This is a genomic window from Pseudoalteromonas sp. NJ631 (assembly GCF_000276645.1).
GTDB lineage: Bacteria > Pseudomonadota > Gammaproteobacteria > Enterobacterales > Alteromonadaceae > Pseudoalteromonas > Pseudoalteromonas piscicida.
Map to the genome: position 1 here is coordinate 285,964 of NZ_AKXJ01000002.1, position 19,404 is coordinate 305,367.

General features: G+C 43.6%; 16 protein-coding genes. 7 read left to right on the forward strand and 9 right to left on the reverse strand.

The features are described 5' to 3' along the window. Nucleotides 1-42 precede the first annotated feature (42 nt). The 4 genes from A587_RS0105775 to A587_RS0105790 all read left to right on the forward strand — a co-directional run bounded on the left by A587_RS0105775 (nucleotide 43) and on the right by A587_RS0105790 (nucleotide 5,287). Entirely contained in the window at nucleotides 43-930 is an 888-nt protein-coding gene (locus A587_RS0105775; RefSeq protein WP_017216794.1) for a LysR substrate-binding domain-containing protein, read from the forward strand. Nucleotides 931-1,032: 102 nt separating this feature from the next. After that, a complete protein-coding gene (locus A587_RS0105780; protein WP_017216795.1) occupies nucleotides 1,033-2,139 on the forward strand; it encodes an alkene reductase in 1,107 nt (368 codons plus the stop codon). Nucleotides 2,140-2,350: 211 nt separating this feature from the next. Beyond that, complete coding sequence (locus A587_RS0105785) at nucleotides 2,351-4,246, forward strand: alpha/beta hydrolase family protein (RefSeq protein ID WP_017216796.1); 1,896 nt, start codon at nucleotides 2,351-2,353, stop codon at nucleotides 4,244-4,246. Between the two features lie 96 nt (nucleotides 4,247-4,342). Then, nucleotides 4,343-5,287, forward strand: coding sequence for a hypothetical protein (locus tag A587_RS0105790; RefSeq protein WP_017216797.1), 945 nt, complete (start codon nucleotides 4,343-4,345; stop codon nucleotides 5,285-5,287). 62 nt (nucleotides 5,288-5,349) lie between these two features. Here the strand turns inward: A587_RS0105790 and A587_RS0105795 are convergent, their stop codons facing one another. Together A587_RS0105795 and A587_RS0105800 are read right to left on the reverse strand one after the other, a co-directional pair. After that, nucleotides 5,350-7,056 carry an alkaline phosphatase D family protein gene (locus tag A587_RS0105795; protein ID WP_017216798.1) on the reverse strand — a complete coding sequence of 569 codons (1,707 nt, stop codon included), beginning with the start codon at nucleotides 7,054-7,056 and terminating at the stop codon, nucleotides 5,350-5,352. A gap of 106 nt (nucleotides 7,057-7,162) precedes the next feature. Further along, nucleotides 7,163-8,086: a sensor domain-containing diguanylate cyclase gene (locus tag A587_RS0105800; protein ID WP_017216799.1), complete on the reverse strand. Its 924-nt coding sequence runs from the start codon at nucleotides 8,084-8,086 to the stop codon at nucleotides 7,163-7,165. 203 nt (nucleotides 8,087-8,289) lie between these two features. Here A587_RS0105800 and A587_RS0105805 point away from each other — a divergent pair, with 203 nt between their 5' ends. The 3 genes from A587_RS0105805 (at nucleotide 8,290) to A587_RS0105815 (ending at nucleotide 13,149) form a co-directional block, all read left to right on the forward strand. Beyond that, nucleotides 8,290-9,465, forward strand: coding sequence for an efflux RND transporter periplasmic adaptor subunit (locus A587_RS0105805; RefSeq protein ID WP_017216800.1), 1,176 nt, complete (start codon nucleotides 8,290-8,292; stop codon nucleotides 9,463-9,465). 2 nt (nucleotides 9,466-9,467) lie between these two features. Then, nucleotides 9,468-12,641, forward strand: a complete 3,174-nt coding sequence (locus A587_RS0105810) for an efflux RND transporter permease subunit (protein WP_017216801.1) — start codon at nucleotides 9,468-9,470, stop codon at nucleotides 12,639-12,641. Between the two features lie 139 nt (nucleotides 12,642-12,780). After that, nucleotides 12,781-13,149, forward strand: a complete 369-nt coding sequence (locus tag A587_RS0105815; protein ID WP_017216802.1) for an MliC family protein — start codon at nucleotides 12,781-12,783, stop codon at nucleotides 13,147-13,149. A 52-nt stretch (nucleotides 13,150-13,201) separates the two neighbouring features. On the opposite strand, the gene A587_RS0105820 is transcribed toward A587_RS0105815, so the two are convergent. The 7 genes from A587_RS0105820 to A587_RS0105850 all read right to left on the reverse strand — a co-directional run bounded on the left by A587_RS0105820 (nucleotide 13,202) and on the right by A587_RS0105850 (nucleotide 19,403). Then, nucleotides 13,202-13,630, reverse strand: coding sequence for a hypothetical protein (locus A587_RS0105820; protein ID WP_017216803.1), 429 nt, complete (start codon nucleotides 13,628-13,630; stop codon nucleotides 13,202-13,204). Nucleotides 13,631-13,731: 101 nt separating this feature from the next. Next, entirely contained in the window at nucleotides 13,732-14,643 is a 912-nt protein-coding gene (gene secF / locus A587_RS0105825; protein ID WP_017216804.1) for a protein translocase subunit SecF, read from the reverse strand. Between the two features lies 1 nt (nucleotide 14,644). Next, complete coding sequence (gene secD / locus A587_RS0105830; RefSeq protein ID WP_017216805.1) at nucleotides 14,645-16,477, reverse strand: protein translocase subunit SecD; 1,833 nt, start codon at nucleotides 16,475-16,477, stop codon at nucleotides 14,645-14,647. Between the two features lie 117 nt (nucleotides 16,478-16,594). Next, on the reverse strand, nucleotides 16,595-17,071 hold the full coding sequence (locus A587_RS0105835) for a hypothetical protein (protein WP_017216806.1): 477 nt from the start codon (nucleotides 17,069-17,071) through the stop codon (nucleotides 16,595-16,597). A gap of 143 nt (nucleotides 17,072-17,214) precedes the next feature. Beyond that, nucleotides 17,215-17,490 carry an HU family DNA-binding protein gene (locus A587_RS0105840; protein ID WP_010377204.1) on the reverse strand — a complete coding sequence of 92 codons (276 nt, stop codon included), beginning with the start codon at nucleotides 17,488-17,490 and terminating at the stop codon, nucleotides 17,215-17,217. A gap of 154 nt (nucleotides 17,491-17,644) precedes the next feature. Continuing rightward, a complete protein-coding gene (locus tag A587_RS0105845) occupies nucleotides 17,645-18,169 on the reverse strand; it encodes a DUF2878 family protein (protein ID WP_017216807.1) in 525 nt (174 codons plus the stop codon). Then, on the reverse strand, nucleotides 18,141-19,403 hold the full coding sequence (locus A587_RS0105850) for an SAM-dependent methyltransferase (protein WP_017216808.1): 1,263 nt from the start codon (nucleotides 19,401-19,403) through the stop codon (nucleotides 18,141-18,143). The genes A587_RS0105845 and A587_RS0105850 overlap by 29 nt, the downstream gene beginning before the upstream one ends. Between the last annotated feature and the right edge of the window lies 1 nt (nucleotide 19,404).

Here is a 19,404-nt window from a genome sequence, read left to right on the forward strand (position 1 = left end):
AAAATGACAAAATACTTTTGTAGAAAATGAAAAGGAATACGCATGACCGTCAGCTCAAAAACCGAAGATCTTGAAGCTTTTATCTGTGTTGTCGATACTGGCAGTTTTTCCGCTGCAGCAAATCTGATGGACGAACAAGTTGCAAAGGTCTCAAGAGCAGTAACTCGATTAGAAAAGTCCCTGTGTGTAACCCTATTCAATCGAACGACTCGACGGATAGAGTTAACCGAAGAAGGAGAGCTATTTTTACACTATGCGCGGCAGGCACTTAATACCATAGAGCAAGGCGAAGAGGCGTTAAGGCTTTTACGATTTTCACCGGCAGGTAAATTAAGAGTTGATGCTGCAAGTCCTTTCGTTTTTCATCAGCTTACGCCTATATTAAAAGGTTTTAATGAGGCCTTTCCCGATATTACTTTGGAAATAACGAGTCATGACAGCATTATCGATTTGTTAGAGCATAAAACCGATATCGCAATACGGATTGGTGACTTGGCTGACTCTAATCTTCATGCGCGTTTGCTAGGCCGCAGTAAACTTCATCTTGTAGCCAGCCCTGACTACTTAAGTAAATTTGTAGGTAATGAATCACGGATTGATCTTCCACATCATAACTTGATAGGTTTTACTGATGCCCCACATCTCAACGTCTGGCCTTTACAAAGTCCGCAACAACTCAAGTTTTCCATTAGCGCATCCAGCGGTGAGACCGTGAGGCAATTGTGTATTGCAGGCCATGGCATTGCACTGCTATCTAACTTTATGGTGAGGCAAGATATAAAAGCCGGAAGACTTGTTGAAGTGTTTACCGAACAAATTATTTCGCCAAATCGCAGAGAAGCAGTACAAGCAGTGTATTATCAAAATAGTGGTGTATCCTCTCGGATTTCGGCATTTCTAGACTACATTGCGCCTAGGCTCACGTTATAGTTTTTTCATTTTTTACAAATATATTTTGTATTTATTGCGGTTAATGAAAATATTTTAAATCGTTAAGCTTCTCATAGTGAAAATAAACGTTGAGGAGGCCAAATGGCTGATTTATTTGAGTCGATTAACTTAGCAGGTAAAACACTGAGCAATCGTATCGTGATGCCACCTATGACCCGCTCGCGGGCGAGTCAACCCGGGGATACCCCTAACAATTTGATGGCAATCTATTACGCACAGCGTGCAACGGCTGGTTTAATTATTAGTGAAGGAACACAAATATCGCAACTCGGTAAGGGGTATGCTTGGACACCGGGGATCTATTCAGACGCCCAAGTTGCTGGCTGGAAACAAGTCACAAAACAAGTGCATGATGCAGGCGGTGTTATGTTTGCGCAGCTTTGGCATGTTGGGCGAGTATCGCACCAAAGTAATACCGGTGGGCTTCAGCCGATTTCAGCTTCAGCAATTCAAGCTCAGGGTGTGAAAGTTTTCATCGATGAAAATGATTCCCCTGATTTTATTCAAGCTCAAACACCTAGAGCAATGACCCAAGCAGACATCAATAATGTTATTAACGAATATCGACACGCTGCACGCAACGCGATGCAAGCAGGATTTGATGGAATTGAACTGCATGCAGCGAATGGTTATTTGATTAATCAATTTTTAGACTCTCACTCAAATCAAAGGGCTGATGGCTATGGTGGCTCTCTTAATAACCGCATTCGCTTTTTGCGTGAAGTCGTAACGGCGGTGAGTGAAGAAATAGGCAGTGACAAAGTGGGCGTTAGACTTGCGCCGCTTACTACCTTAAATGGTACAGTAGATGAAAACCCTGAGCAGACATACCTCGGGGCAATTAAACAGCTAACTGCGCTCAACGTATGCTACGTACACATCGCAGAAGCGGATTGGGAAGACGCGCCAGATATGCCTCTGAAATTTAAATACGCAATTAGAGAGGCATTTAATGGCGTGTTAATTTATGCCGGAAAGTATACGAAAGCGCGCGCCCAACAAGCTCTTAATGAAGGTTGGGCTGATATGATTGGGTTTGGTCGTCCTTTTATCTCAAACCCTGATTTGCCCTACAGGCTGGCAAATGACTTGTACTTAAACGAACATCAGCCTGAGACATTGTTTGGTGGTAGCGAACAAGGTTATACCGATTACCAAATTCACGCCTCAAATCCAATAAGCGTATAGTTGACTGAAAGTTAGCTTTCAATCTGCTTACGCAGCTCAAGTTTCAACGGCGTTAAGGTGAGAGCAATGTAGCGAACTTTTGCTCTCACTTTTCCTAAATTATCGCTAATGATAGTGTATACCAAAGCATATAGATTGGAGTTTAGCCTCAAAATAGGGAATAATGTCGCCAAACTAAAGACACATAAAATATTCTACACCTCATCTAAAAATGAAAAATATAATTCTATTTGCTATTGCACTGCTCTGCACCATCTCTGTTAACGCCCAGTTACCCGTAGAGAGTTACGCGCAACTCCCTAATATGAGTAAAGTTTCACTCTCACCCAGTGGTAAAGCAGTTGCGTATTTACAAAATTATGAAGGAAATCTCGTTCTTACTGTTCATGACCTAAAAACGCATAAAAAAAACTATATATTGCAAACTGATAATAAAACGATAGCACTTGGTTGGTACGATTGGGCCAGCGATGACATGCTCTTATTTGGTGCTAATTACACCAAAGTGCAGCGAGGCGTAAAGTACACAACATCTCGTTTATTTAAATTTGATTTAAAAAACCCTACGGATGAATTGATTCAAATCAACCGTGCTTATCGCAATGAAATTCCTGCCCAATTTCAAGACGATGTCATTAGCATACTGCCAGAACAACCAACCAAGATATTGGTACAAACTGACTTCGATATGGCAAACAAGCCGAGCGTTTATATCTTAGACATAGCTAAAGATAGACGCGAGAAAGTTGTTCGAGCAAGAAGAAAAATATCTAGCTGGATAGCCGATCAACAAGGCAATGTAAGAATGGGTTATGGGTTTGAAGGGATCCAAGCTTATTATATGCTCTATGATAACAAAACGAAGGATCTAACCGATTTCTACACTTTTCAGGCTCGTGGCCCAGAAGCTATTCGTATTCTTGGATTTGATAAAGATCCAAATATCATTTTTCTAACCGCACTTCATAATGGTAAAAATGCGCTGTTTAAAGCAGACATTACTAAGCGCCCGCTTTTACCTCAGCTTATTTTCTCCGATCCAGACTATGATTTTGATGGCAGTCTCATTTATTCACACGACGGTAGAGCCATAGGCTTCAGCCATTCCAATCTTGATAACTCGAGAGTCTATTGGGACGAAGACCGCAAACTCCTACAACGCTCACTCAAGGCGGCATTACCAAGCTACGACACCGTTGTAATAAGTATGAGCGCGGATAATAAAAAATACATTGCGTACGGCGATTCTGACCAAGACTCTGGTACGTACCTGATTGGTGACAGGGAAACCAGCTCTTTAGCGGGGTTAGGACGTTTATATCCAGATATTACTGGTGACAATTATTTGGGCAAACAAAGGGTATCGTTTAAAGCCCGTGACGGCCTTGAAATTGAGGGTTACTTAACCCTACCTAAAGCATTCGATGCGGCTGCTCCCACAATCATCTTTCCACACGGTGGACCATACTCTCGCGACTACGCTGGCTTTGATTATTGGTCTGAACTATTGGCAAGCCGAGGCTTTGTGGTTTTCCAACCTAACTTTAGAGGCTCTTTTGGTTATGGCTTTGACTTCTTTAATGAAGCAAATCAAGGTTGGGGAGGAAAGATGCAAGATGACTTACAAGATGCGGCAAACTGGTTGATTGCAGAAAAGTATGCACTCAAAAATAAAATTTGTATAGGTGGTGCGAGTTACGGCGGCTATGCGGCACTAATGGCTGTGGTAAAACATCCTGAAACGTTTCAATGTGCAGCAAGTTTTGCTGGTGTTACAGACTTAGAATCGATAGTCAGTCGAGCGCGCTTTTTCACAAACAAAGAGCTTGTTCGTGACCAATTTGGACAAGATACTGATAAACTTGAGGCACAATCTCCTGTTAACTACGCTAAGCAGATTAACCGCCCCATGTTACTTATTCATGGTGATGACGATAAAGTCGTGCCTGTGAATCATAGTCGTGACATGGCAGATGAACTTGAAGATCATAACAAGAAATTTAAATACATAGAGCTCGAGGATGGCAACCACCATCTGAGTTATCAAGCACATAGAGTGAAGACGCTTACTGAGTTTTTAGCTTTTTTCGAAAAACATCTTAAGTAGTAAAGCGCCGCAATTAGCGGCGTTTTTTATTGAGAGAGCGACTTCTTCTGTCACAGAGTTGATGTATGATAGGGGCTAACATAAAGGAGAATTATTGTGCAGCTCGTTAAATTATTCGTCATGGCAGTGATGCCTATGCTCAGTGTATTTCAGGCCTCGGCTACGTCATTTTTAGTCTTTGGTGATATGCCTTATACGGAGATAGACAGACGCATGCTGATGCCAAATGGTGCACTGCGTGAAAAGGTAAACGATATACAGCATGATTTTATGGTGCACGTAGGTGATATGAAATCCGGTGCTGAGCCCTGTACAGACCAGCTGCTTAAAGATAATTATGCCCTGATCTCAAGTGTGAGTAGCCAACCTTTTGTATTCACGCCCGGCGACAATGATTGGACTGACTGTGACCGCGAAACTCTGAACCCTAGGTTTGATGAGTTAGAAAGATTGGATTTCATCCGTAAACACTTTGCGGTGCAAATACCTAACCTTCCAAAGTTTAAACGTCAGCAAACAGTGCCTGAAAATCAATCTTGGATAGTGGATGATGTGCAGTTTTTAACTTTGCATGTACCTGGCACCAACAATGGTCGCAGACAAATCTTATTATCCGATAAAAAAGTAGTGCACGAAGAGTCTCATCGTCGTGATGTAGAGAATATGAAGTGGTTGGATAGCTTGCTAACACCAAGCCATAAAGCCGCGGTGATATTTCTACAAGCTGACCTGTATCAAAAAGAGAAGCACTCAGGACGTTGTGATAAAAACTCAAAAGCTAAGTGCGATGGTTATCAGTTATATCGAGAGACACTTGAAGAATATGCGGCTCAACTCAGTTATCCGTTGCTGTTGATACATGGAGATACGGGAGAGTTTTGCTTTTCTGAACAGTCAAAGAATTTATGGCGTCTTAACGCCCCTGGCGACTTTCAATATTTAGATATTGCAAAGGTTAAAGTTAAGGGAGGTAAAAAGAAGCCGTTCAAGGTAACCCCCCTTCTTTCGCAAGATAAAATAGCTAAATGCAAGGGACTGTAAAGCCCCTTTACACGCTTTTTACGCTGCTTTACAAGAAGCCTAGCGCGAATTGCTTGCCGTACCTACAGTATAAGCTCGCGCTGTTTGTTGTGACTTTCAAACTGCTCTTGCTTAACTGTATTGACAAAATGCCACTCACTTTCCACCTTCTCTTTTGTGAAATTAAGCGTTAAATAACCACGCTGATGAATATTGGCATATTCAAGATCATCGACTAGTAATTGCAATACCTCAGCGAATTGTAGCGCCTGCTCATCGCCTAATTGCAAGTAATACTCAAGCCCCGGAGAGCTGACAGAAGCTGTCGCATATTCTTGACCACAAATGACTCCGCTTGCATCGCAGAGCTTACCAGACCACGCGTTGTGTGTATCTCCTGCAACGACTACTAAATTTTTATTGGCCGCTTTTGCTGTTTGTAAAATTACTTCTCGTTCAACCGGGTAGCCGTCCCATGCATCCAAATTATAAGGTGCGGTAAACGTGACTCGTGCTTTTTCTTGTTCTGACAACGTTGAGTCACCAGCAAGCATTCTCCCCTTTATTTGAGCTAGCTCTGTTAATTGCGTCGACATTTGTGCAGAAGGGTTGGCAAGAGACATGAGCAGCTCGGCTGGGATCATCATTTTGGTCATCAATACTTGTTGCCCTAAGACTTGCCATTTCGCCGCAGATGTCTTTAAGTTATCTGTGAGCCAAGTCAATTGGTTTACGCCCAATAGCTGTTGTGAAGGCGCGGAGAGATCCGCCTGAAATCCGGCAAAATCCACTTGTCCTGTTGTAGGGTCAATATAGTCTTGATAGTCGAGTGCTTTTGCGCGGCTCTCATGACGAGTATCTAGCATATAAAGTGATAACAAGTCGCCAAATTCAAATTTACGATAGAGGCTCTCAAGTTGATCCTTAACCATCGGACGCACAGGCATCCATTCATAGTAGGCTTGCAGGGCCGCAAGCTTTCGGGCTGTGTACTCCCCTTCTCCTTCGTTATGGTTTTCAGCGCCATCCATGTATGAGTCGTTACATACTTCATGGTCATCCCATACTGCAATAAATGGCGTACTGGCGTGGAGAGCTTGCAGACCAAGGTCCGTACGATATTTTGCGTAGCGACGACGATAATCATTTAATGAAATAATCTCGCTCGCATTATCTGCATCCAGCCCTCGCCCCATGGCGTCGGCATTTTCAGTGGCATACCCACCCATACCATATTCGTATATGTAATCACCTAAATGCAACACAGCGTCTAAATCGCTGCGTTTTGCAGCCTCTGCGTAAACATGAAAGTAACCAGCCGGATAATTTGCACAAGACATGACGGCAAGTTTTACCTGAGTTACATCGTTAACGGGCAAGGTTTTGCATTTACCTATGGGGGAATGCGTTTCCTTAGTGACGAAGCGATAAAAGTAGCGGCTATTTGCAGTCAGGCCATTAAGATCTACTTTAACGGTGTAATCGTTTTTTGCTAATGCGGCGAGCTGGTGGCTTTGTAGTAAGACACCAAAATCTTCAGATTCTGATACTTGTAGAGTGACATCCACACTGTTAGGTGTACCCTCAGGAGTGACTCGCGTCCACAGTATAACGCTATCAGCTAAAGGATCGCCACTTGCGACACCATGGTTAAATGCGACAGCAAAATCGTTGCTTGCAACCGCTTTACTATCACTGCTGCCGCAACCTACTAACGAGACGCTAATTGTCGCTGCGCCAACGCCCATTAATGCACTTTTAATAAAATCTCGACGGGTAAAACTTGCCATTATTATTGTTCCTTAACTGCAAAATGCGCCATATTGGGCGCACTTATCTACTACTTGAAGGAACTAGCTTAGTTAAGCATTATTACAATTTAACGATTGGTCTTAATTAGTGCGGATTTGGAACAACGCGATTTCTGCCACTGCTTTTGGCTTCTAGTAACATCGTATCTGCACGACGAATAATGCTTTCAACGCCAGACTCACCTGCGCCAAATTCTGCAACCCCAAATGAACTGGTAATATCGACCTCTTCACCGACTGCAATTTGAAATGATGCCTGCTCTATCATAATGCGTGCCCGCTCGGCGACTAAGATTGCCCCCTCTAAGCCGGTATTCGGCAGTACCAGAGCAAATTCTTCTCCACCTAGTCGAGCTATTAAATCCGTGTCTCGTAACATTTCTGAGAGTAGCGAGCTTACATGAACCAGCACTATGTCCCCTGCTTCATGGCCAAATTGCTCGTTAATTGCACGGAAATTATCGAGGTCGGTCAGTATCACACTAAATGGTGTTCTGTAACGTTCATATAACCTAATTTGACTGTCAATTTTATCGCTTAGCTGCCTACGACTGGCGACGCCCGTTAATGGATCAGTTTTGGTAATAAAATCAAGTTCTTTACGTAAGTGATCGAGTTCGCTATGCATTGCTTTTGTTGTGGTGATGTTATCTCCGTAGATAACAAAGGCATCATCTTGCAGCGAAAAACATCGTAATCTGAAGAACTCACCGCTTAAGGTATCAATTTCAATTTCTGGATAGTCTAATTCACAGCCGTTGCTTAAGCCTAAAAACCATTCCGTGAGTTCATCGCCGTCGATTCTGTCATCAAACGCATCGTCTGTTTGTGGGTCGAAGATATTACTCAGTGTACGCCCTGTTATGTGAGACGAGGGTTGTCCGATTAGCTTTGTCATTGCTTTATTACAAAATTCAAGAATCGACTTGTTGCTAACAATAGCAACTGCATCGTCACTTTTATTGAGCACGCCACTCAGTAGGGGTTGTAAATGGTTAGCGTTAGACATAATTCAATTCCGTTAGGCTTTTTGTTATTTTAAATCAATCGGGAAGATTTATCTTAGATCTCGCGCAAATCACACAAAAAAGACATTTTGATTTCGTTATTTACATCGATTGATTCTAATTTGACACCAATCATATTCCATTTCACTTATATTTAATGCAACAAATGAAACGTATAGTTACCTCCATACACAAAGGAGGAACTATGTTAAAACCAACGCAACTCGCAACGATTATTTCTGCTTTGCTACTGCTAAGTGCATGTGGCGAAGCTGAGCAGGCAAGCAGTCAAACTCCGCCTCTTCAACCAATTGATGTAGCAGCAACACCGCAAATTAGTATTGCTGATTGGCACACCTATACAACACGCCTCTCTTCTCCAAACGAAGTCGCACTTCGCGCTCGGGTCACAGGTGTGATCAGCTCGGTAAACTTCAAAGAAGGAGATACGGTGCACCAAGGCGATGTTTTATTTGAGCTGGACGATAGAACTTTCTTGGCTGAGGTTGCCAGCCTTGCCGCACAAGTGAAACGTGCCGAAGCAGCCCTTTCGCAAGCAAAAAGTGAGTCAGCGCGTGCGCTTCGTTTAAGCAAGCAAAAAGCGATTTCAACCGAAGAAGTCGATGCCCGTGTTTCGCTTACCGCACAGCGTGAAGCCGAACTAGATGCACTTCGCGCTTCATTTAAAGCAGCTCAGTTAAACTTAGAGTTTAGCAAGATCACAGCACCAATCAGCGGTAAAATTTCATTTGCAGAGGTCACTCAAGGTAACACCATTAGAGCAAACGACACTTTGCTCACTACGATAGTCGCAACCGACAAGATGTATGCGTACTTTGATATCGACGAGCGCACTTGGAATAGCCAGTTTGCATCAGTGACGGAAGGTGAGCCGCTTCCTGTGAAATTACAGCTATTGGGCCGTGAGTCACAGCCAGTCATGGGTGAGCTAGACTTTATTGACAACGCCATTGATGAACACTCCGGAACCCTAAAAGTACGCGCTTCTTTTGATAATCACAGTGGACAATTACGACCTGGCTCGTTTGCGCGAGTGAGTCTTTCATCCGGTGAGCAAAACGATCGAGTATTAATTCCAGACCGCGCCGTGGGTACAGATCTTAAAAATCGTTTTGTTCTTGTCGTCAACGACGCTAATACACTTGAATATCGGCTAATCACACTGGGTAACCGCTATGGCGAATTTCGTGCTGTTGAGTCGGGTTTAGCCGCAGGAGAGCGTATCGCTGTTAATGGTCCTGCGCGTGTAGGACCAGGCATGCCGATAAGCCCAAATTCCGTGACGCTTACCTTGCCAGATAACATTGCCACAGAAGTGGTTGCGATGACGCCAAGCGATTCTTCACAAGGATTAAACTAATAATGAAATTTTCCCATTTTTTCATTAAGCGCCCTATTTTTGCGGCGATGATGTCGCTCGTGATATTAATCGCAGGGGCCATTTCCCTATTTCAGCTTCCCGTGAGCGAGTATCCAGAGGTGGTGCCGCCGACGGTTGTGGTATCTGCAACTTACCCCGGTGCAAACCCAAAAGTCATTGCTGAAACCGTTGCAACGCCACTTGAGCAAGAGATCAATGGTGTTGAGAACATGCTGTATATGTTTTCTCAAGCAACCAGTGATGGTCGTTTAACGCTTACCGTGACTTTTGCACTTGGCACTGACCTTGACCGTGCCCAAGTTCAAGTGCAAAACCGTGTAAATAGCGCTATTCCAAGGTTACCGCAAGAAGTACAACGTTTAGGGGTTGTGGCTGAGAAGGCGTCTCCAGATCTCACTATGGTGGTGCACTTGGTATCGCCAAGTGGCTCGCATGATACAAGCTACCTCTCTAACTATGCCGATATTTATGTCAAAGATCAGATTGCGCGTTTGCCGGGAGTTGGTGATGTAAAGCTATTCGGCGGCGGTAAATACGCGTTGCGGATATGGCTAAACCCCGAGCAATTGGCTGAAAGAAACTTAACCGCAAGCGATGTGGTCCGAGCAATCCAACAACAAAACCGCCAAGTAGCAGCTGGCTCTTTGGGTGCTCAACCCACAACCAATGAAAATCAATTTCAAATTCTGTTAAACGTTAAAGGCCGTTTGGCAGATACCAGTGAATTTGACAATATTATTGTTAGCGTATCGAGCGATGGTGCGATCACCAGACTTAAAGATATTGGTCGAGTTGAGCTTGGACAAGATAACTACGCATTAAGAGCGTTGCTAGATGGTAACGAAGCGGTGGCAATGCCGATTTTTCAGCGTCCTGGCTCTAATGCGATAGAGCTGTCGGATCAGGTGCGTGAAACCATGAAAGAGTTATCCACACGTTTTCCTGAAGGGGTTGAATACGATATCGTTTACGATCCGACAATTTTTGTTCGCGGCTCAATCGATGCGGTAATTTCTACATTATTAGAAGCCATCGTACTTGTGGTATTGGTCGTTATCTTATTCTTGCAAACATGGCGCGCTTCTATTATTCCGCTCGTGGCAGTGCCGGTATCGTTAGTTGGTACCTTTGCCGCAATGCAGTGGCTTGGTGTTTCTATCAATACTTTGTCGTTGTTCGGTTTGGTACTCGCAATCGGTATCGTGGTCGATGATGCCATCGTCGTGGTTGAAAACGTTGAGCGTAATATTGAAAACGGCCTTGCGCCCTTTGAAGCAACTAAACAAGCAATGTCAGAGGTGACAGGCCCTATTATAGCGATTGCGTTGGTGCTTTGTGCGGTGTTTATTCCAACTGCATTTATTACCGGCTTGTCAGGTCAGTTTTACAAACAGTTTGCACTTACGATCACGATTTCGACGCTGATCTCGGCATTTAACTCATTAACATTATCACCAGCGCTAGCTGCACTACTATTAAAGCCGCACGGTGCTAAACCAGACAAACTCACAGTGGTGTTAGATAAATTGTTTGGTCAGTGGTTATTCAAACCGTTTAATCGCTTTTTTGATAAGGCCGCTCACGGCTATGTTGGACTGGTAAAAAAACTTATTAGACTGAGCACCATTGTTTTGGTGGTTTATTTAGGGTTAATTTTTGCTACTACTAAGTTGTTTAGCACCATCCCAGGCGGCTTCATTCCTCAGCAGGACAAACAGTATCTTGTTGCGATTGCCCAGCTGCCAGACGCTGCAAGTTTGGATAGAACAGAAGCCGTTGTACGTGAGATGGAACAAATTGCACTACAGACTCCAGGCGTTTTACATTCCGTGTCTTTCCCTGGGCTTTCAGTAAATGGTTTTACAAACAGCCCAAATAGCGGGATTGTATTTGTTGCCCTAGATAAATTTGAAAATCGCACATCGCCAGAGTTGTATGCGTCGTCAATCGCTGCGCAGCTTAATCAGAAGTTTGCCATCATAGATGAAGCGTTTGTCGCGGTTTTCCCACCGCCACCAATACAAGGGTTAGGCACCACTGGTGGTTTTAAACTGCAAATCGAAGATAGAGCAAACCTTGGCTTTGAGAAGCTATTCTCTGACTTACAAGCAGTGATCGCAAAAGCGCAGCAGCAACCGGAGCTAATGGGACTGTACTCAAGCTTTAGGATCCAAGTACCACAAATGGACATTGATATCGACCGTGAGCAAGCAATGGTACAAGGCGTACCGCTCGAGGAAGTGTTTAATGCATTACAGATCTATTTAGGTTCAATGTACGTCAATGACTTTAACTTATTTGGTCGCACTTATCAGGTTACCGCTCAGGCTGACGCTAATTTTCGCTCAGATCCTGCACAGATTCTGTCTTACAAAGTAAGAAACAACTACGGTCAAATGGTGCCACTTGGCGCGGTACTCAAAGTCACGCCGACAACGGGGCCCGATCGCGTTATGCACTATAACGGGTATCCTACTGCCGAGTTAAATGGCAGCCCTGCGCCCGGATACTCTTCGGACCAAGCACAAATGGCAATTGAAGCGGTGCTAAACGAAACGCTTAGCGAAGGCATGGCATTTGAGTGGACTGAAGTCACCTATCAGCAGATCCTCGCGGGTAACGTGATGGTGTATATCTTCCCTCTTGTTGTACTCTTGGTGTTTATGGTTTTGGCATCGCAATACGAAAGCCTAAAGCTACCATTTGCAATCATTCTCATTGTGCCAATGACCATACTGTCAGCATTGGTTGGAGTGTGGCTAACAGGCGGCGATAATAATATCTTTACCCAGATTGCTCTTATCGTTTTGGTTGCTTTAGCGTGTAAAAACGCAATCCTAATGGTGGAATTTGCCAAAGAAGAGTACGAGCAAGGCAAGACTAATTTGGAGTCAATTATTGAGGCATGTAAACTACGGTTACGTCCTATTTTGATGACGTCGATTGCCTTTACCGCAGGAGTTGTACCTCTGGTACTTGCAACCGGTGCGGGTGCTGAAATGCGCGAAACCATGGGGATTGCAGTATTCTCAGGAATGATAGGGGTTACCTTATTTGGTCTATTGTTTACGCCTATTTTCTTTATGGCGATGACTAAGCGATTATACACGCCAAAAATACGCGAAGCGCAGAGTACTATTCCAGTAAACGATTAATAACTTGTAATCATGTTTAAAGGCCCATTGGGCCTTTTTTATGCTGCTTTTTATTGCCTTGTAACCGCACTATTCACCTTAACTTCATCCGTTTACGCTAAATTATCAGATACCGTCTTTTTCTCGCCGGAGTCTGTTTATGAAATCTCAAATTGCCTTTGCTGCTTTAATTACCGCTGTTCTCAGTGCATGTGGCGAGGACATCTCAAATCGTAAAATTGAGCTTAGTGAAACACTTAGCCGCTATCAATGTGATAATGATTCGGTGATAAAGGTTGACTACAACGACAGTGATAAGGCTACTGTCCATTTTAACGAACAAGTGGTTAAGATGAAGATTGCTCGTTCAGCCAGCGGTGCAAAATATCAAGGTGATGGGTTTGTGTGGTGGACAAAGAATGACGAAGGTATGTTGCTTAGACAGGAAGAAGATAAAAACAACCGCATCATCGCACGTTGCGAGATGCGGCCCAATGAGGCCTTAACAGTGAAGGCGCAATCAAACTGATTATAAATGCTCGTCCCAATAGGCAACGTCACTTATATAGAATTAGGATGTCTTATACCGACAACTTTTCAGGTGTAGCTAAAGTACTTTTTACAAACTCAATGGCAGCGCTTACATCAGCAAATAAAACTTGATCTAATGGCTCTGGCATGCCAATTTCTTTGCGCATTTTTTCAATCTGGCTTTTCGCAATTGCCGACTTCAACACATACGCAGCACTAATACAGCCTAACTGTAAGCAGCGCTTTGCTGTGTTTACCAGTAACTTATAGGCTTCTGGTGTCGCAGCTATGGCCTTTTCGGAATAACTCACGTAACCCCATGTCGAAGAATGGATCTCAGTTCGACATTGCTCTAATGCCCTAGAAAAATAATGGATCATAGACTCATTAATATTTCCTTCGAAACAGGCAAAGAGGATATTTTGCTCGGCCCAGAGGGTTACTTTACCGCACCGAGTTTGATAACTATATTTTGACATTAATCCTTATCCGGCTCCTTTCGAAGTGCGGATTATACATCAGCACGACAAGGTTAAAAAAGAGCAATTGCTACTTTTTTAACCTAAATCGTATATAACGCTTATGGCTCAGCGAGTTGCTGTTTCGCTGCCTCAGATTCTTCTTTTAGGTAGTTGTTAAACGACAAGCCTAAAAACTGCGGTAAAGTTGCGCTAATTGCCAAGGAAGACAAAGTACCAATGAGAATGCCACAACACAACGCCATGGCAAAACTATTAAGTCCTGCGCCGCCTAACCACCATATCGCTAACACCGTTGTGAGCGTCGTTAATGAGGTGATAAGCGTGCGGCTCATTGAATCCTTTATCGCTTGGTCTATGGTATTGCCCACAGGACTGGTTTTCCACTGCTCTTCGAACAAAAGCTCTCTAACTCTGTCACCAATCACAATCGAATCGTTGAGTGAGTAACCAATAATCGCCAGCAGCGCTGCAAGCACGGTTAAGTCAAACTCTACTTGCGTTATTGCAAACAAACCTAGCGTCACAATCACATCATGAAAAAGTGCGATACTTGCAGAGACTGCCAAGCGCCACTCAAATCTAAACGCCAAGTAAATCAATACACTAAGTAATGCGAATATACCTGCAAGGCCACCTTGTTCGATTAACTCATTACCCACCTGCGCACCAAGATAACTGGCGTCTAATACGCTTGCTTGCCATTGTGTTTCAAGTCCTTCTATCCACTGTTTGACGTGTGCTTCATCGGTGGACTCAGGGGTTTGGAAAACTCGCCAGCTACCATCGTTTTGCAGATCAATTCGCGCATCTTGAACACCAAGCTCAGCTAGCTTGTTTTGCATTTCTGTTTGGCTCTTTTGCTTGGGTAAGTCGATAACCGTAACGTAACCGCCGGTAAAGTCTTGGCCTAATACAATGCCTTTTTGGGTGATGGCTATGAGACTTGCAAGGACAAGTAACAATCCAGAAATTAGCCCGACGAATCTTGCCTTTTGCGTTTTACTTGTCATTTTACTTTACGCCTTTACGTGATTTTGAATAAAGAGATTCTGATAACATACCGGAGACGACCACACCAGCGAAAATACTGGTTACTATGCCCAGCGCCAAAGTGATCGCGAACCCTTTTACTGGTCCATAACCGATACCAAGTAAGATAAGAGCAGTTATCATCGTGGTTAAGTTAGCATCGATAATACTCGACATAGCTTGTTGATAACCTTGCTTTAATGCAGTAACCATCCCGATGCCTTTACGTTTTAATTCGCGAACTCGCTCAAAAATAATCACATTGGTGTCGACGGCCATACCGATAGTCAAAACTAGGCCCGCAATGCCGGGTAAGGTAAGCACAACACCAGGAAGCAGCGACATTAATCCAATCAGGCAAACTAAGTTTACCAGTAATGAGGTAATGGCCACTGCGCCTAGCTTGCGATACCATACTGCCATAAACAGCAAAGTCAGGCTTAGCCCTAACGCCAAAGCTTTAAAGCCGCTTTCAATATTCTTTTCGCCCAATGAAGGACCAATGGTTTGCTCTTTCACAATGGTGATTGGTGCGTCAAGAGAACCCGCCCGCAACAATAATGCTAACTCCTGCGCGCGTTCCATTGACTGCATATTGGTAATACTGAATCGGGTATTTAATACTTGTTGAATAGTGGCTACTGAAATCACTTCCGTTTTGCGCTTAATCTCTCCTTTTGTATCCGCGTAATATTCGCTGAATACGGTGGCCATTGGTTTACCAACATTGTTTCTAGAAAATCGGTTTATCTTTTCACCGCCTTGAGAAGATAAGAATAGTTGCACTAAAGGCTTTCCGTATTCGTCTCTTCCTGCTGTTGCGGACTCTATTTCATCCCCGCCAAAAATGGCAACTGGGTCGACTGAAACCAAAGCGCCAGATTTATCCTTTAATTTTTGACCTCCCATTTCTTGTAATGCATGAAATGAAAGCTTTGCTGTTGCGCCGATAATACGTTTGGCTTGTTCTGGGTCTTGCACGCCAGGTAGTTCAATTCGTATATAATTAGTGCCTTGACGTTGTGTAACCGCTTCTGTGATCCCGAGTTCCTCAATACGCGAGCGTAAAGTAGACATCGCTTGGGTCATTAACTGCTTATCGAACTCTGCTTTTTTCGCTTCGGCAAAACGGAAATTCACTTTCGTTAAACTGCCTTGTTTATGAGTTGTACTGGTAAATTGTGGATAGAGCTCGCGCAGTGTCGCAGTAAGCGCAACGAGTTCATTTTGCCCTTGCGCTTTAGCAATGACCTCAACCTGCTCGCCACTGATAACTTGAGGAATAGACAGGTTACGATAACGATTTTTGATCCGTAGGCTATTGGCTTCGTCTGCGAGTGACTGCAGTTTATTTTGCGCCGCTTGTTCTGTGTCCACCTTGAGTACGAACAACACACCGCCGTCCAAGTCTAGTCCTAACTTGATAGGTTTGAGTCCTGTGCTTTCTAACCACTGTGGCATCGTTGAAGCACTAACAACCTTAACACTTAGCTTTGAGTGAGACTCAGCCATATAAGCACGCGCTTCGGCGGTTAGCGTGCGGTTTTCAAGTTCAACTAAATAGCCACCTTGATGAGACTCGATTTGCTTGACTTTGAATCCCTCGCCTTCTAGTTGAGATTTAAGCTCAGGCAGCGACAGAGACACAACCTCGTTACTACTTGCTTGAATTTGAATTAAATTCTTATTGGGATACACGTTTGGTAGTGCACAAAGGATCAACAAGAACACAATAAGCGCAGTAAAAAAACGTTTTGCACGCGCGGTGGCTCCACGAGAGGTTGATGCCCTCGTTGGCGAGTTTATATCTTTCATATTTTTCTCATTATCTATCTGAGCGATACCGATTTGCTAACGAATACTGGCCATACAGACGTTAGGTGCTGGTATCAAAAACTACTATTTGGGTGCTTTATTGGTAGTAGATAATGATTAAGAGGCGAAGTTGAGACTGCCTTTGAAGGTTAAGTTTGCCGGCTTACAGTTGTCGATAAAGCCATTATTTGGCCGAGTATCACACATATACCAAGGTACAGGTTTAGGTCTATTTATGTCATAGACTGAGGCCGGTATATATTTTTCTGCTGCAAGCTCAAATACAAGCGCATATTCGGCTTGTTGTTTAGGATGCAGAAAATAACTAGGGTGGCTAGTACGCTCACGTTCCGGCAATAAGCCCTTTTCGTGATGCGTGGTTTCACCACTGAGCTTTATTGGACTCGCAGGACTTGGCTTACTGGGTAACTGATTGGCGTCAGCGAGGCCCTTTTGGGTGATGTTTTCGAAGCTTGTGCTGTGCGTATCGGGAGTATGGGATAAGTGAGTATCAGGCGTTCCTGTCGCGCACGCAGCAGCTACCCATAACAACATGAGTAATGACATAACGGCGAAAAGGTTAGAACGCTTCATGAAAACTGATTAAACAACTTATTAGATAAAAATACGAGATTGGGGTGATAGTAGCAAATTCAAGATAGCGCTATCAAATATAATGAATATGAGAGGCATAAAAAACCTCCAACTTGGGAGGTTTTTCTTGTCCAGCGAGTGGATTAAGGATTTACTTGGTCTTTTAGGCCTTTACCTGCTTTGAACGAAGGAATATTCGCAGCTGGGATTTGGATTTCAGCGCCAGTTTGTGGGTTACGACCAGTACGCGCAGCGCGCTCTTTTACTGAGAATGTGCCAAAACCAACTAAAGCAACAGAACCGCCATCTTTTAGTGTGTTAGTTACTGCGCCAGTAAACGCTTCTAAAGCACGTGTTGCCGCTGCTTTTGAAATCTCTGCGTCTGCCGCCATCTTTTCAACTAGTTGAGCTTTATTCATTATTAGATTCCTATAACTTTATAATTTGCCTAAGCAAAACCTATGTTTATGCATTTTGCGTTTATGTGCAACCCCAAAATTGCGAAATTCGACGAAATATTTATTATTTTATTGCGTTTCGCCCCGGATCCTGTGGGTTTGTAATCAAACGCTATCAATTTGCTGGCAACTGCGCAAGCTTTGTACCCCATAAAATGCGATTAAAACTCACTATCAGATAGAACCCCACACTCCACAGTGCGCCAAATTCTGGCCAAAAAATGTACCAAGGCATTGAGATAGAAACTACATCAAAGTTAGCTGCACCAAGATAGCTAGGTGGCGCGCAGACCAAAAATACCACTAATAATATCGGCGCTTTGAGCGTTAATAGTTTGGAAAGCGCATTATTTATTGTCAGCACCAATGCTATCCACAAAACCCAAAGCCAAAGCGGAAGTAATTCACTACCTTGGTAATTGATGAGCTGAGTTTTGACCGCAATCAATTCAATGCTCATTCCTATGGCGGAACCTACGAGTGCAAGCACCAAATTGAGACGCTTATTTTGGTGCCCTGCGAGCATGACGAGACAGCCTGCCAACATCAACCAAAGCGCGTCTGCTTGAAAAAATAATGCAGCAAACCAAATACTTTGGAAGAGTAGCGCGTTAGTAATCCAATGTTTGAGTACAGACATTTGACTGGTATCTTGGTTTTCTGGCGACTAAATGCACGGCACTAGTTGCTCTTTGTTTAAACGCCCCTTCGCAGTAGCATAAATAAAATTGCCAAAGGCGATAAAAGCGTTCATCGAAACGTTTGCTATCAAGCGAAGGCCATGCTTTTTCAAACCGAACACGCCAGTCGTATAGCGTTCTAGCATAGTGCAGACCGATATCATGGAGTTCGTGGACAACCATATCGGTGGAATTTACGATTTGTTTGCTCATTTCACTCACGGAAGGAAGACAACCACCAGGGAAAATGTACTGCTGAATGAAATCCGATTGCTTGAGGTAATGCTGGTAACGCTGGCAAGCGATGGTAATGGCTTGAATCAGCATTGCGCCTGTCGGTTTTAGCAAGTCGTTGCATTTGGCAAAAAAGCCCGACAAATATGCGTGTCCAACCGCTTCAATCATTTCAATAGACACCAGCTTGTCGTATTGGCCATCCAATTCACGATAATCTCGTTTTAGTAGTGTGATTTGCTGCTGCAACCCTTCTTTTTCAATCAATGCTTTCACGTACGCATGCTGCTCTTCCGAAATAGTTGTCGTGGTTATATGGCAGCCATAGTTTTTTGCGGCATAGACTGCAAATGCGCCCCAGCCGGTACCAATCTCAACAACTTTGTCAGTTGGCTGAAGATCCAAGCGCTCACAGATCGCGGCTAACTTATGTTGCTGTGCTTCTTCAAGCGATGCCTCCTTTGAAGGATACACGGCACTAGAGTACAGCATTTCTTCACTTAAAAATGATTCATAAAGGTCGTTACCAAGGTCGTAGTGGGCGACAATATTACGCTTTGAACCTTGTTTTGAGTTTTTGTTTTTGAGATGTTTTATCTTATTTGCAATGCCGGAGAAAAATGCAAACTTATTCTCAAAGGCATCCAGCTGAGCTTGGTTTAGGACGAAGATCTCAATCAGTTTGGTTAAATCCGAACAACTCCAGTGACCAAGAATGTAAGATTCGCCAGCTCCGACACTGCCGCCAAGCGCAAATAGCTTATACATTTGCGCTGAATGAACATGAATATCAACGCTTAAACTTGTTTCTGACTCTCCAAAACAGTATTTTTGGTCGCCTTCGACAAGTATCACTTTTCCGGTTTCTAAGGTATTCAACGCGCCAAAAACGAGCTTTTTGTACAATCTATCGAATGTAGAAAGCGAAATTGATGAGGATATTGTCGTGGTATTTTCCATC